The following is a 14367-nucleotide window of genomic DNA, read 5'->3' on the forward strand; positions in this document are numbered from 1 at the left end:
CCTTAGCTAAATAAATCGTATCGTCATTGCCGTAATAAAAACCAACTATGACGTCGCCAATTGCAAAAGGAACATCAAAAATCGGAAACTGACCTTACCCAGAAAAAGTAGAGAGGAAGTTAAGCCATTTTTATTATGAAAATGATGAATCAAATTTCTCAGGAATGCAATAATTAATAGTAGAATGTCTACGCTGTTTGTTATAAAAAATTTCTATGTACTCAAATATAGCAGTTCTAGTTTGCTGAGCAGAGTGTTGCGAAGTATCAATAAGAAGCTCCCGTTTGAGTGAGCTGAAAAAGCTTTCAACAACAGAGTTGTCATAACAACAGCCTGTGTGACTCATGCTGGAAATGATGTTTTTTGTGTTCAGCAAAAACTGATAATTTTTAGAGGTATATTGTGAACCTTGATCACTATGAAATAGCAGATCTTTGGCTGGTTTGCGCTTATCAACAGCCATCAATAAAGCATCTATAACTAATCGCTTAGTTATTGTACTACTCATTGACCAGCCAACTACCATACGTGAATATAGATCAATTATTGCTGCCAAATATAGCCATCCATCCTTAGTTTTTATGTATGTAATATCAGTTACCCATACTTTATTTGGCTGACTAGTAGTAAAGTTTTGGTCCAATATATTGGGAGTTATAACCCTATTGTCAGTCTGCTGTTTTTTGCTTTTGAATCTTCGCCTCAGTCTAGCTTGAATACCATTTTTTTGCATGATATCCTGCACTGTTTTGATGTTGCAATTTTTACCTAAAGCCTTTAGTTCAGCATGAATCTTAGGTGCCCCATATCTACAATTAGATGCTTGGTATATTTTTTGAATGTCTGCTAGAAGCTGCTCCCTTGTTAATTCTTTGCTGCTTTTCTTCTTACTAGTCCATTTGTAGTAGCCGCTAGCAGATACTTTCAAAATCCTGCATAACTCCTGTACTTTATAGTAGTTTCCATGCTTTTTGATAAATAAATATTTTACTCTTTGTGACTTGCAAAATATCCCAGGGCTTTTTTTTAAATGTCTCTTTCTCTAGTAACTCTTGTTAGTTCTTTCTTTAATTCAAACTTTTCTTTATCACATGGTGCCAACTTTCCCTTACCAGGAAATGCTTCTTCTATTGATCCTTTTTCGTTATATTTTTTTATCCAGTCACTTAGTGTACTGTTATCTATTCCTAAATCTTTAGCTATTTTGCTTGCTGACTGCCCCGTTTCCTTTACCAACTTTATTGCCTCTAATTTAAATTCCACTGTGTAATTTTTTCTGTTCTTTACCATAATAAGCCCTCATAATCATGTTTTATTTTACTTCAAAAATGGCTTAACTTCCTCTCTACTTTTTCTGGGTAAGGTCAACATCAGAACCCAGCCAATAGTAATTTTCATGCAATTGATCAAAAGCTTCCCAAAAGAGCCTGGTGACTAAATCGAGCGTACCGTAATGCTCAGAGGCATCACGGCGCGAATTAATCCCCAGCATTCCTTGTATTTCTACAAGTAAATTGGAAAAACTATCATCATAAGTCTTAAGCTGCATCTTTCTTTTTCTCCTCAGGTTTTTCTTTATCAGTTGGCAGCTCAGGAGAAAGATTTTTTATTATCTTAATATAAGTCTCTGGTTTTGGTGATTTAGGCGGTAATATTAAAGTTCCAAGACCCTCGTGAAAGAAATCACTATATACATAAGCCATTAGCTCACCAACCTCTTCTGGATGCCGCTCTAATACAAATTTACTTTCTACAGCAAATGACATTGAGTTATTTCTTGAAGGTCCAAAAGCAGCATTAGGAGCAGAGATTTCCTTATGGAGATATTTGTCACCAGAAGGTGCAGGTACTGGTGACATCTTAAATATTGAAGCTGCTTGCCACCATAAAAATGCCTTGCAGTGATCTCCTACAACTTTAGCTTTAGCACCTATTAAATAATCTTTATCTGGAACATCAACACCATAGGTAATACCAGGTGATACTCGTACAGTTTTATTATCAGTATCCTCCATTACAGTAAACGCTATTGGTACTCCTGATGGTATTCCTATCCGATCTCGTGCTAGCCATTCTTTATCTTCTAGTTGAATGATATCTCCTTTTTTAAAGAAACCTGCAGTTTCAGGTCCATCTGAAAAAGTCACTGTCATGGTACGATATTCATCCATTTCTTTTTCAATTTTTTCCAATACTAAATTGTCTTTTTTAGATGCTTCGCCTGCTCGGTGGAAACAAGTTGACGTATCAACATAAAGTTCAACTGAATCAAATATTAGTGATGACAGCATATTTTTAGTATCGCTTAAGAACATATCGCTCTTTGGTGCTTGCGTATAATTTAATCCCGATTTCATACGTAACAATCCCATCGCTGCATTTGGCATTGAACCTACAAATCTCGAAGTTCGCATTACACCACCATTAATACGAATCATGTAATCGATAAGCTGATGCATATATCCTTCTATGCAGTCATACATATTATCATCAGTAGAACCAGTGCAAATAAATGCACGTGATGCCATTGTTTTAAACTGATAATCATTTATCTGTTTGATTACCTGCATTAATAATTCATGATAAGCGCGTTCACCACGTTCTAGGAACGATGTTAAACTTGTTGGTACATTTGTAGGAAATTGATCGCGATTAAACAAAAATTTAACATCATCGTGATCAATTTTAGCTGCACCAGAAACTCTCTTGTAATCAATCCTCATGGTTTTTTGGTTAACGGTATGAATACCATCCTTTTCATCCATGAACCTATCATTGCTGATTAATCCTCCCTGTGTGGAGATAAAAGGAGGCTGTACTAAAAAACTGTCAAGTCCAGAATAACGATTGGGAATATCAGTAACACCAGGACCTGTAAAATGCAGATATGGACTTGAAGATAAAATGAGTTCAATTAGCCGCTCTGATAATAGCTCTGTTCTGTAACGTTGTGAATCTGATGTAATAGGCATTAATACCCCCTATTTCTATAATATTTTTGCGCTTGTTTAAATTCCGTTTCGAAGTCGCTAGGGACATCACTGTATTGGTAATTGGTAGGTATCGCAGTTGCTACATTACTTTTATGTAGCCCTTGTTTTAAGCCACCAATTTGTTTCTTAAATTCATGTAGTGGTTCATTACGCAGCTCCTGAGCTAAATGCTTATCTTTTGCAATATCAGCCAATTTTTTAACGAAGGAAGCCTTGTTTTTACCTTTTGCTATCTGTTCATCAATATAATTCATTTGACTTGGTGTTAGCCTCTCGCAAAAATCTTTCAAATCACCATAATCTTCACTACTTAAAACTCTCTCAGCGAATTGTTTGTTAGTTGCTACGAGTTCTAAATCCTTGCGATCAACATCCAAAGAATATCCTTTAGCTATTGCCTCATCGACGATATTTTTAGTTTTTTCTACACTTTCTCCATAAAAATCATCAATTTCAGCGTTTTTTTCATTAATTTTTTCGTTTTGTTCAGTCATTTTTACTCCTTAATTAATATTTTATATAGTGGTCATATTTCGTATCAGTGATATTAGGAACGTTGAACTCATATGCTTTCCTGTTATCATTGACACCACTGGCAACCATATCTGCGAGTTGTTCAGTGGTTGTGCCCTTTGTTACTTTGATTTCTTTAAATTCTTTGGCAGTAACTTTAGTTGGTGCTTTCCCCTGACCATCAACGCTCCACCACACTACTGTATCAAAATTGTTACCGGTTTTGGTGTTGTTGTATGTCTTGAGACCTATCCAATCTCCTGCTTTAACTTCCTTAAACTTCAAGACATATAAACACCTTTGCGTAAACAAAGCTTTGTGTTGCATAGCATAGGTTATTACTGAATTTTTATCATGAAATAGTACATTAGGTTTTCCTGGTATTCTTCTTTCTGTTGGTGATAGTTTGTAAACACCATGATTACCCCATGATTTTATTAATGGATTTACAGGAGAAGTATTGTTACGGAAACTGTAAAGTCGAATTTCTTCTGGTTCAAAAGCAGAAGTATTATATGAACCATGTATTGTAGACATTGCCTTTACATGCCACGGTGAAAATAAAAAGTAATTTTGCGAAGTACCGTAATAATACTTATTTTTTTCGTAGTAAGGTTTTTGAAGAAAAGTACAACTAATATTTGGTATAATCAACGGAAAAACAATATCATAAACCCTACTATTAAAATAAACTGGATTATAAAGAGAACGTGCACCAGAAGGATATGGAACATCGTAACCAAGATTTATCGTTAAATAAAAAAAACCATTTTTAACAGAGTAATTTGCTTTAGTTTTCTTAACTGCTATATCAATACCTTGCTTATATGATATACCATCACTTGGAAACTTATAAATTAAGTCTGAATAACTTACACTCTGAAAATAACCGGGAAAATTAGTTGTAGAATTTGCAAACCTTACCTCCTTTGGATAATAAGAAGTTGCAACAATTTCTGCATCCCAGTAATAAGTAGTAATATCAAACGAATGACAGCAGGTGGTAAGATCCACGCTACTTGCTGCTGCAGCATATTGAAAATTATAACCCACATCTGTATTAGCATGAAATGTAGTCTCTAGCCACAGGTGACCTATATCATTACCTTCAGGCTTTGGATTTACTACTCCTTTTCCACTAAAAGCAACCTTAACGTTATGGTCTGCAACAAATCTTCTGATATACGAACTTGATATTGCATTAAACCAATTTGGTATATCTTCGGTTTTAAGCATATCAAATTTAATTGGAGCATAGTCTAGCTTTTCATATAATCTTTTGTATTCAATGCCTAGTGGACTGATCTCCCTTGAATCAAGTGTACGACCATCGCATTTTATTAAATTTATTTCTTTTGCATTGACTTTTGCACCTTTAGGGTAGCGGACTATTTCACCGACATTATCTGCAAATTTGAGACCACCAACTGTAAAAATTAGTTCATTGTAACTATTACGAATGCTATATTTAGTTGCCGGAAATGAAGAAAATAACAGATTAGATTTTGCTAAATCAGAATTTTGTACTGGATAGTTGAAATCAACAACCGATACAGGTGACGAAACTTTTGCACAATAACAGTTCGTTATTCTAAAATCGAATACTTGATCTACCGGCAATAAAAACTGCAACAACAGATATTGATCATCGCCAATATCCGGAGGTATTATTACTTCAGGCAAGGAAAACCGAGCAAAGTAAACCTTTGGAGTATCAGAATCAATTGTATATTTATCAATTTGTATAACTTGCGGCGCTGCCGATGATTTCGAACCAAAATTACGAACTACCGATACAGTAACTGGTATGTCATCACCACTTTTCCAAGCATAAAACTTTAGCTGAACACTGGTTGCAGCACCCCATAACACATTAGAACTTTTAAATGCGATGATTTTCTGTAGTGGTGCACTAAATTTCTCGCAAATAACATTCAAATAAAAACGAGGATTGCCTTCACTGATCTTTTCAGCTTCGTTGATTTCTTTGATGAAAATTCTATCTACATCGGTTCTGTTTTGTATCGGTACTGAGTCAGCATAAGGTCTTAAAAACTGCCATGAAAGCCCAGCAATTGGCAGTTGCGGAAAGGCAGGCAAAACATAACCAGCCCCCTGCCCTCTATCATCAATTTTAATACCAATATTAAACTGACCATCAATAAACAAGTTATCAGATACCACAGCAGTAATCGGATCTGACTTAGCCTGTTCTTGAAAATATGGCAAATCCTGAAAGATGAGCTCAGGAACTACAGCGTTGCCATACCGGCACTTCATTTCAACGGTGTAGCGATCCTCAGGATCATCAACATCAACAAAATAATACAACTTATGAGGCAAGGCACCATTTTCATCAAGTTGTAGCGGATTTGGTGCCGGTACAACATTTCCTTCTTGATTTTTATAATAGGCACTACGTAAAGTTGTTGGACTTTTCTTATCATAAAAATACATCCAGTACCCAGCAGCGGGCATACCATCCTTATTCTTAATGATATCCTGTAATACTATGCTTAGTATTAACCTTTGTGCCATTTCTCCTTAGCAAAAGCCAGTTATAGTATATGCTAAATCTTTAATAATCTATTAACACACGTGCACAAAATCCTTTTTACACATCAGCAACTTTCTTTATTGAAAAAGCGTTGCATCGTAATTTAGTTTGTCTTATAATAAAAGGGACGTTATGAAATATTTGGGGGAATGTTATGGTAGTAAAAGGAAGTAACTTCAGTGAAATAGTAAGAGTAAGAGTACCAGAAAGTGTGGGTTTCCATGACTCAACTTTAGGGCAAAGTCCAGCGGGGATAGTAAGAGTAGCAAAAGAGGTGAACAGAAGTTCAACTTTAGCAGCTATGTTAGGTAAAGAAACACCAAAATGGTGGGAAGACAAAAATAACTTCAGTCATATAGTAAAAGCAGCAGACTATCTGCTCAGATATTCCCCTAACTCAGACATCTATTCTTTAGGGAAAGGTCCAGTGTTGATTTTAGAAGCATCGAGGCTAATAGCAAAAGATCGTAATGAAAAAAGGCAGTTTGGTCATATCCCTTTTTCAGGCAGTTTCATGGAGAACATTAATGGACGTTTTGAACATCCAGCATATCGTTGCTCTGAAGACAGACCTTTTCCCAGTGAAAAAGAACTAACTAGTTATAGGAAGCTACTCGAAGATAGAAAACTTTCCCCAGGTAAAATTTTTTCGCGGTATGATGAAGAAGGCCAAAAGACTGCTATACTTACACACACTAATACTGGAAGATCTATTGCTTCTTTTGTATGGGTTTTATTTGGCTGGGCAAAGGAACAGGGAATTAAACTCGACGATGCTTTAGAGATAGTCGCCCTTGAAAGGATTGGTAGCCTACCTTCAGTAAAACATATCAACATCCCCCAAGCTGAAATTTACGTAAAATGCAGAAATGATATCTATGTGAAAAATGATTTATTAGTTGCACTTGATGGAGTAAACGACTCAGATGGGATTGTCCCTAAATACCCGCACAGATTTTGGTGTTCACCTCCACAACCAGTAGGAAATGAAGAGCATATTACTATGTTAAAAGAAAATTTAGAAGGTGCCGTACAGAAATACTTAGCTCGGGAAAAAGTAGTACAGCCGAGCGAAACACTTAAAAGTACTTCAATACAAAAAGCTCAAGTATCAACAGCATTAGGCACACCATAAATAGTATATATATTTTATACAGCCCTTGTTGCTTTCTTTATTGAAAAGTTTAGAAAGATGCTGTACACTAGCTATAGTAGTAGACTTTGGTAAAACTTATGGCAGGAATTAACATACCACTTGATCCAGAAACTTTACATCACCTTACTAGACTAGCTGAAGTCACTAAGAAATCTGTTCAAGATCTGGCAGAACAACTAATCATAGAAGGAATTGAATGTAAGATAGAAGAAATCGCAATATCTGAAATTATCAAAAAGCGTGACGTTCCGGGCGCAGAAACAATCAAATATGAAGATTTCAAACGGGGATAAAGTATACGAAATTGAATTCTTAAAGAAATGTGCTAAGAAGGATTTTCCAGCCTTACCAAAGAAGACAAGAGAGAATTTTGAAAACGCTATAGAGAAAGAACTCAAAGTTGATCCAATCAGAGCTGGTAAACCATTATGTGGTAAACTACTAGGATATAGAAGGCTGGACTCCGGTGGTTACCGTCTTATCTATCGTGTGAATATAGCAAAGTACAAAGTATTTATCGTTGCAGCAGGACCAAGAGGCGATATTTATAAGCGGGCAGGACTACCAGATTTACTATCAAACCTTTAAATATATTTTATACAGCCCTTATTCCTTTCTTTATTGAAAAATTCAGAAAGATGTTGTATACTGGCTATAGTAGTAGACTTTGGTAAAACTTATGACAGGAATTAACATAGCACTTGATCCAGAAACTTCAAAATATCTTGCTGAATTATCTGAATTTACTAAGCAGCCTGCTCAAGAACTAGCAGAAAAACTATTCAGAGAAGCAGTTGAGCTTGAAATGGAGGATTTTTTAGTATCTAAAATTTCTGATGAGCGTGATGTTGAAGGTGCAGAAACAGTTGATTTTGAAGATATTAAGTGGGACTAGAGCGCTATAAAATTAAGTCTCTAAAGAGTGTTACTGAAAGGGATTTACCAAATCTTCCAAAGACGATAAGGTTAAGAGTTCAAGAGGCTATAAAAGAACGTCTTGCAGTTGATCCAATAAACCTTGGTGAACCACTACATTATAGCTTAAAAGGGCGTAGAAGGTTAAGAGTAGGTGACTATCGTGTGATTTACAGAGTAGATCAATTAGAACATATAGTGGTTATCACAGAGATAGGACATAGAGATAACATTTACAAAAGATAAGCACATTCTATAAACATTAAATATATTTACCCATTTTGAAGCTTCTACTATAAGATTTCATATATATATTTTATACAGCCCTTATTCCTTTCTTTATTGAAAAATTCAGAAAGATGTTGTATAATTGTTATAATGGTAGATTTCGGTAAAACTTATGGCAGATTCAAAAGTTAGTGTAACTTTCAGTAGTGAAACTTCAGGCTGTCTTATCGACTTAGCCAAAGTCACTAAAAAACCTGTTCAAGAGCTAGCAGAAAAGTTAATGCAACAAGCAATCGACGAAATAGAAAATATGGGAGCAGCTAGAATCATTGAAGAATATGAAGCTAATTGTGAGGAAAAAATAGAGGTTAATGAAGAAGTCTGGAGAAAAATCCTATGTAGTTAGATGTGATAGGCGTGTTCTTAAAAAGGATATTCTAGCATTACCAGCAAAAATAAGATCAATTATCATAGACTTTATAGATAACGATCTTACAATTGATCCGCTTAGTGCTGGTAAAAAGTTGCACGGTGAGTTCGAAGGGTACAGAAGGGCAGACATTAATAACTATCGTATTGTCTATTCCGCAGATACCGTAGAGCGTAGAGTAGATGTTGCTTCAGTAAAGCATAGACAAGGTGTTTATAAGCAATCACTGAAAAAACCACGGAAACGCTAAATATATTTTTCAAACTCCTTTTCTATCAAGTTATATAAATATTATAGAAATTATATATTTTATACAGCCCTTATTCCTTTCTTTATTGAAAAATTCAGAAAGATGTTGTATACTAGCTATAGTAGTAGACTTTGGTAAAACTTATGGCAGGAATTAACATTAGCAAAAAAGTTTTAAAGGATCTTACTCGCTTGTCTAAAGTGAAAAAGCAGCCCGCTCAAGAGTTAATAGAGGAGTTAATACAAGAAGCAGCCGAACGTGAGGAAGATATGGCGCTGCTCAAGCTCTCCATTCAACGTAATGTTCCAGGTGCAGAAACAGTTGATTTTGAAGACATTAAGTGGGATTAGAGCATTATAAAATCAAATTTCTGAAGAAAGTTACTGAAAGAGATTTACCAGATCTTCCAAAAACAATAAAGTCAAGAGCTTTAAAAGCCATAAAAGAACGTCTTACAGTCTCTCCTGATAAAGTAGGTAAGCCTTTGTCACATGAGCTTAAAGGACATCGTAGAATACGAGTAGGCGATTATCGTGTAGTTTATCAAGTAAATAATTTAGAACGCATAGTAACAGTTACTGGAATAAGACATAGAGAATACATATACGATTATCATTGAAACAGTTACTATAAACACTATATATATTTTATACAGCCCTTATTCCTGATCCATTCTCCATCTTAGGCGGCTTTGCTCAGCTCAAAAAAAACTCATTTTTTTGGCTACCCCCCCCTATATATTATATACTATATTATATATAAATATAATATAGTATATAATAAAGGGAAGAGGCGACGAAAACAAGATTTAGAGTTTGAGGAGCCTCCGTTCATACATATCTTTCAAGATGGAGAATGGATCAGGAATAAGGGCTCAGGGTTGATTGAATGCACTCAAAAGATATCAAACCAATCGTTGATTACTTTAAAGATTACAGAGCCTACATTGATAAACTAATTACAAATAACCATGAACTTGCAGGAGTAACAACAGGAATACCTAAACTTGATGATTTAACTGGTGGATTAAAAGCAGGAGAACTAATCGTTCTTGCAGCTCGTACTTCAATTGGCAAGACCTCAATAGCATTGCACATGGCTCTTCAAGCTGCAAAACTACTGGGTAGTGAGGACTATATTTGCTTTTTCTCGCTTGAAATGTCAGCCAATCAATTGATTGATAGAATGATCAGCATTGAAGTCAACGAAACAATGAACAATATCATCAAAAAGCAAGACATAGAACTTCTACATCAAGGAATAAATCAAATAGTTTTTTTAAATATTCTTGTCGATAATTCAGGAAATATAGATTTAAAAGCTCTAAGAGAGAAAATTTCATCAGTTTGTGAACAATATGCAATAAAATGTGTATACATTGATTACTTACAGTTACTCAGAGGATCAAGAGCAACCGAAAATAGAACTCTTGAAGTAACAGAAATCAGTAGAACTTTAAAAAGTATAGCAAAGGACCTAAATATTCCTATTGTAGCACTTTCACAGGTAAGCCGTAAAGTAGAAGACAGACAAGATAAAAGACCACGGCTGTCGGACCTCCGTGATTCAGGAACTATTGAGCAAGATGCTGACATGGTGTTCTTTTTGCATAGAAACAACAATGATAATGATTTAGAGATAAATGTTGCAAAGAATCGCTGCGGACCAACTGGAAAGATCACAGTACCGTATAAAGTTAATACAGGAAGAATATTAAGTTGAAAAATCGCGGAAAATAGTGTATACTATTAATAATTTTTAAGTGAATTTTCTATGGCTTTTTCTAAATTTTTAGATCCAAAATTAGATTTAACATTCAAAAAAATCTTTGGTACTGAAAAAAATAAGGAGATTCTCATCCATTTTTTGAACGATATTTTAGGGTGTACTGAAGTCAATACCATACAAGAAATAGAATTCATCAACACCGTTATAAATCCTGAAACTCCTTCCGAAAGACAGAGTATTGTTGATGTTCTCTGTCAGGATTCTGTTGGGAACAAATTTGTGGTCGAAATGCAGCTTGCTCGCGATAAAGGCTTTGAAAAACGCGCGCAACTCTATGCTGCTAAAGTCTACTCGAGGCAAACTGATAAGTACGCTAATTTGCAGAAGGTTTTCTTTATTGCAATATCAAATTGTACTCTATTTCCTAATAAGTCCAATTATATTTCTAGCCATACCATAAGAGATGATGAAACTAATGAACACGACTTAAAGGGTTTTCAGTTTGTATTCATCGAGCTATCTAAGTTTCCTAAAAACAAAGTAGAACAACTAACAAACATAGTAGAGCGCTGGTGTTTTTTCTTCAAGTATGCAGATGAAACAACAGATGAGGATTTTAAGAAAATAGCAAAAGAAGCTCCGATAATAAAGTTAGCGTATGACGAATTAAATAAGGATCGCTGGGAGGGAGCAGAGCTGACAGTGTACGAAAAAAGAATGATGGATCTACAGAAAGAAGAAGGTATCCTCGAGCAAAAGTTTGATGAAGGAAAAATCGAAGTGGCAAGGGCAATGCTTGCTGAAGGTATGGATGTCGCTACTGTCACTAGATTAACAGGATTATCTACTGATAAAATCGAAGAACTAAGCTAAAAGACCACAAAATTATACTTTACATAGCATAAAATTTATAGTAGAACTATTCTTATATTAGAAAAAGCATATCATCCTTAGTAGGAATAAAAACTACGCTCCGCGCAAGACATAATAGAAAGGATTAATTTTTCTTTATTGTTGTGATTTCAGTATTTCAGAAAAAACCGTGTAAAGCGCAACCTTACACTTTACACGGCAAAAATTTTCTTGTAGACTCCTGTTGCCAAACAAACTCTACGAGCCCTATGCAATACAAGGCAATAAATGAAAATCTATCAAATCATCATCACCTTATGCATAAGGTATTGAAAGAATATCAGAACGAAAAGAGTAGTCAAGCAAAAAAAAACTTGACTTCCTATTATCGTATATCCCATAACTTCAATATACGTGGCAGCTCACATTTAGTTAACGTTAACAGCAAACATCTCAAGGCACAAATCAACTCTAAAAGGAGGATAAAGGCACGAGAGAAGTCTGTTGAGCTCGTTCGTCCGGTTAGAACTTTCGATAATGAAACTCGTCTTACTTCCCATGAATTGCTGCAAGTTATTAAAAACAAGGAAGTAAAGGAGTTTAAGAATGGTACTTTTGCTCAATTAAAAGGACGTAGCACGTATGTTTCAGGACCTTTTAACCCGCATAAAGCAAAGAAAATCTTTTCCAATTCAGCGCAAAAAGAGGCAGAAAAATACTTTGTGGAGCTAGTGATGGATAAATTTTACAGTCTAAAAACTTCACAAGCTCCAGTGTTAAAGAGGAAGGGGAGGTGCCTCCTTGTGATGAGAAAGAAGTCTTTTCCAGTGGTTACACTTATATCTTGCATTTTTACTTTAAAATCATTAAAGTTGCACTTTAGTAATGCCCGCAGCCTTTTCTCAATGTATACTTTAAGAAGGTAGCCGCCGGCGAGTTGCCAAGATGCCCATTCGGTAAAGGTTGGCGCCTTGGGATCTTCTAAAAGTGCAATATACCTCATGAGGTGTTGCTCCTGAAGCCAACAGTTTTTCGGCTCTTTCTTGATTAGTGTTTTTAATTATAAGGTCAATGTGGCGGTCGACCTTTTCTTTCATGCCTTTAGTGCTGTATAAATGTTTATCAAAGGTTATCCATAGATTTTTGACGTAGACCATTATTGCCTTAATTTCAGGATGATCCTGGAACTTTTCAAAAACTTTTTTTATGGCATCTTCTCTAATAGATAGTACGTCTGGAGCTTGTGAAGTTTTTAGACTGTAAAATTTATCCATCACTAGCTCTACAAAGTATTTTTCTGCCTCTTTTTGCGCTGAATTGGAAAAGATTTTCTTTGCTTTATGCGGGTTAAAAGGTCCTGAAACATACGTGCTGCGTCCTTTTAATTGAGCAAAAGTACCATTCTTAAACTCCTTTACTTCCTTGTTTTTAATAACTTGCAGCAATTCATGGGAAGTAAGACGAGTTTCATTATCGAAAGTTCTAACCGGACGAACGAGCTCAACAGACTTCTCTCGTGCCTTTATCCTCCTTTTAGAGTTGATTTGTGCCTTGAGATGTTTGCTGTTAACGTTAACTAAATGTGAGCTGCCACGTATATTGAAGTTATGGGATATACGATAGTAAGAAGTCAAGTTTTTTTTTGCTTGACTACTCTTTTTGTTCTGATATTCTGTTACTGCTCTATCTTGCATAGGGTTAGTAGAATTTTTATGTTTGCGCTTGGAGTCTACTAAGAAATCAGTGTTGTGTAAAGTAAGGAGTTGTACTTTACACAACTTCTTCTAAAATTTAATGATTTTGTAAGTTAATGGTAATTCTCCTGTGTAGTAATTTACTACAAGGTTTATGCCATATAAAGTATAATTTTATTCCTAAAGGTTTAGTTTAATTTGACTTTAGTTTTTCGATCTCGTCGATTGGAAGACCAGTAGATTCAGCTATTAGATCGACAGATATGCCAGCTTTAAGTAAGTTTTTTGCAACTTCGATCTTTCCTTCGATCTTTCCTTCAATTCTACTTTGTTTGAGGCAAGATACATTATCATCCTCGTTTTTCTTAACCCATTTATACGTAGCCCGTTCATCATCACTCCAATTATATTCAACCAATTCATTATAAGCTTTACCGATAATTACATCACTTCCTATTATTTTTTGTAGATCCCCTTCACTAGTTTCACTAGCATACTTAAAAAAGTAACACCATTTTTCGACCATATTTTCTAATTGATCCTCTTTTGTTTTTGGAAACTTTGGTAGTTCTATGAAAGTATAACTAAAGTCCTTCAGGTCATGTTCGTGAGTAATCTTATCAAGAGTAACATGATCAGATTTGTAGGCTGATTTATGAGGAAATAGAATAAAATCAGTGATGGCAATGAAGATAACTTCTTTAAGTTCATGATATTTATCACCTATGCCGGCTTGGCTAAAATAAGCTCCAGCAGCATAGAATTGTGCACGTTTTTCAAAGCCAGTAGTTCTGGCGACCTGCATCTCAACGATCGTTTGAATACCTTTAGAATCTCTACAGAGCACATCGACAATACTCTCCTTTTTGGCAGCAATTTCGGGGTTTCGAATGGGATTTAAGAACTTCACGTCCTTTATTTTAGCTTCACCAGTGAGGTTCAGAACATCATTGAGAAAATGAATGAGAATATCTCTATTTTGCTCAGTACCAAAGATGCGCCGGAACGCGTAATTGTTTTTTGGATCTAGAAATTTTGACAAAGCCATAAC

General features: G+C 35.3%; 20 protein-coding genes. 12 read left to right on the plus strand and 8 right to left on the minus strand.

The window, feature by feature from the left end; all coding sequences use genetic code 11:
* Nucleotides 1-133: 133 nt before the first annotated feature.
* The 6 genes from ACICP6_RS03010 to ACICP6_RS03035 are packed head-to-tail and all read right to left on the minus strand — an operon-like array spanning nt 134 to nt 6044.
* Nucleotides 134-1012 (minus strand): IS3 family transposase, encoded by an 879-nt coding sequence (locus ACICP6_RS03010; protein WP_395463625.1) that lies wholly within the window; start codon nt 1010-1012, stop codon nt 134-136.
* A gap of 14 nt (nt 1013-1026) precedes the next feature.
* Nucleotides 1027-1290 carry a transposase gene (locus ACICP6_RS03015; RefSeq protein ID WP_395462617.1) on the minus strand — a complete coding sequence of 88 codons (264 nt, stop codon included), beginning with the start codon at nt 1288-1290 and terminating at the stop codon, nt 1027-1029.
* 55 nt (nt 1291-1345) lie between these two features.
* Nucleotides 1346-1549, minus strand: coding sequence for a hypothetical protein (locus ACICP6_RS03020; RefSeq protein WP_395463559.1), 204 nt, complete (start codon nt 1547-1549; stop codon nt 1346-1348).
* Nucleotides 1539-2972, minus strand: a complete 1434-nt coding sequence (locus ACICP6_RS03025) for a hypothetical protein (RefSeq protein WP_395463560.1) — start codon at nt 2970-2972, stop codon at nt 1539-1541. Before ACICP6_RS03025 ends, ACICP6_RS03020 begins: the two co-directional genes overlap by 11 nt.
* Nucleotides 2972-3487, minus strand: a complete 516-nt coding sequence (locus ACICP6_RS03030) for a hypothetical protein (protein WP_395463561.1) — start codon at nt 3485-3487, stop codon at nt 2972-2974. Before ACICP6_RS03030 ends, ACICP6_RS03025 begins: the two co-directional genes overlap by 1 nt.
* A gap of 13 nt (nt 3488-3500) precedes the next feature.
* Nucleotides 3501-6044: a hypothetical protein gene (locus tag ACICP6_RS03035; protein WP_395463562.1), complete on the minus strand. Its 2544-nt coding sequence runs from the start codon at nt 6042-6044 to the stop codon at nt 3501-3503.
* A 173-nt stretch (nt 6045-6217) separates the two neighbouring features.
* On the opposite strand from ACICP6_RS03035, the gene ACICP6_RS03040 reads away from it, so the two are divergent.
* From ACICP6_RS03040 to ACICP6_RS03095, 12 genes are all read left to right on the plus strand, one after another.
* A complete protein-coding gene (locus ACICP6_RS03040; protein WP_395463563.1) occupies nt 6218-7198 on the plus strand; it encodes a hypothetical protein in 981 nt (326 codons plus the stop codon).
* A 98-nt stretch (nt 7199-7296) separates the two neighbouring features.
* The gene (locus tag ACICP6_RS03045; protein WP_395463564.1) at nt 7297-7512 is read left to right on the plus strand and encodes a hypothetical protein; all 216 of its coding nucleotides are present in this window, start codon (nt 7297-7299) and stop codon (nt 7510-7512) included.
* Complete coding sequence (locus ACICP6_RS03050; RefSeq protein WP_395463565.1) at nt 7490-7807, plus strand: type II toxin-antitoxin system RelE/ParE family toxin; 318 nt, start codon at nt 7490-7492, stop codon at nt 7805-7807. The genes ACICP6_RS03045 and ACICP6_RS03050 overlap by 23 nt, the downstream gene beginning before the upstream one ends.
* A gap of 91 nt (nt 7808-7898) precedes the next feature.
* On the plus strand, nt 7899-8114 hold the full coding sequence (locus ACICP6_RS03055) for a hypothetical protein (RefSeq protein ID WP_395463566.1): 216 nt from the start codon (nt 7899-7901) through the stop codon (nt 8112-8114).
* A complete protein-coding gene (locus tag ACICP6_RS03060; protein ID WP_395463567.1) occupies nt 8105-8380 on the plus strand; it encodes a type II toxin-antitoxin system RelE/ParE family toxin in 276 nt (91 codons plus the stop codon). Before ACICP6_RS03055 ends, ACICP6_RS03060 begins: the two co-directional genes overlap by 10 nt.
* A 154-nt stretch (nt 8381-8534) precedes the next feature.
* Nucleotides 8535-8768: a hypothetical protein gene (locus ACICP6_RS03065; protein ID WP_395463568.1), complete on the plus strand. Its 234-nt coding sequence runs from the start codon at nt 8535-8537 to the stop codon at nt 8766-8768.
* Complete coding sequence (locus ACICP6_RS03070; protein WP_395463569.1) at nt 8734-9042, plus strand: type II toxin-antitoxin system RelE/ParE family toxin; 309 nt, start codon at nt 8734-8736, stop codon at nt 9040-9042. Before ACICP6_RS03065 ends, ACICP6_RS03070 begins: the two co-directional genes overlap by 35 nt.
* A 143-nt stretch (nt 9043-9185) precedes the next feature.
* Nucleotides 9186-9392: a hypothetical protein gene (locus ACICP6_RS03075; protein ID WP_395463570.1), complete on the plus strand. Its 207-nt coding sequence runs from the start codon at nt 9186-9188 to the stop codon at nt 9390-9392.
* Nucleotides 9383-9661, plus strand: a complete 279-nt coding sequence (locus ACICP6_RS03080) for a type II toxin-antitoxin system RelE/ParE family toxin (protein WP_395463571.1) — start codon at nt 9383-9385, stop codon at nt 9659-9661. Before ACICP6_RS03075 ends, ACICP6_RS03080 begins: the two co-directional genes overlap by 10 nt.
* Nucleotides 9662-9930: 269 nt before the next feature.
* Nucleotides 9931-10764: a DnaB-like helicase C-terminal domain-containing protein gene (locus tag ACICP6_RS03085; protein ID WP_395463572.1), complete on the plus strand. Its 834-nt coding sequence runs from the start codon at nt 9931-9933 to the stop codon at nt 10762-10764.
* Between the two features lie 51 nt (nt 10765-10815).
* The gene (locus ACICP6_RS03090) at nt 10816-11643 is read left to right on the plus strand and encodes an Rpn family recombination-promoting nuclease/putative transposase (protein ID WP_395463573.1); all 828 of its coding nucleotides are present in this window, start codon (nt 10816-10818) and stop codon (nt 11641-11643) included.
* Between the two features lie 248 nt (nt 11644-11891).
* Nucleotides 11892-12548, plus strand: coding sequence for a hypothetical protein (locus ACICP6_RS03095; RefSeq protein WP_395463574.1), 657 nt, complete (start codon nt 11892-11894; stop codon nt 12546-12548).
* Here the strand turns inward: ACICP6_RS03095 and ACICP6_RS03100 are convergent.
* Complete coding sequence (locus ACICP6_RS03100) at nt 12537-13400, minus strand: hypothetical protein (protein WP_395463575.1); 864 nt, start codon at nt 13398-13400, stop codon at nt 12537-12539. The genes ACICP6_RS03095 and ACICP6_RS03100 overlap by 12 nt on opposite strands.
* Before the next feature lie 109 nt (nt 13401-13509).
* A complete protein-coding gene (locus ACICP6_RS03105) occupies nt 13510-14364 on the minus strand; it encodes an Rpn family recombination-promoting nuclease/putative transposase (RefSeq protein WP_395463576.1) in 855 nt (284 codons plus the stop codon).
* Nucleotides 14365-14367 lie beyond the last annotated feature (3 nt).

The sequence above is a fragment of the Wolbachia endosymbiont of Cantharis cryptica genome, assembly GCF_964277405.1.
Lineage (GTDB): Bacteria > Pseudomonadota > Alphaproteobacteria > Rickettsiales > Anaplasmataceae > Wolbachia.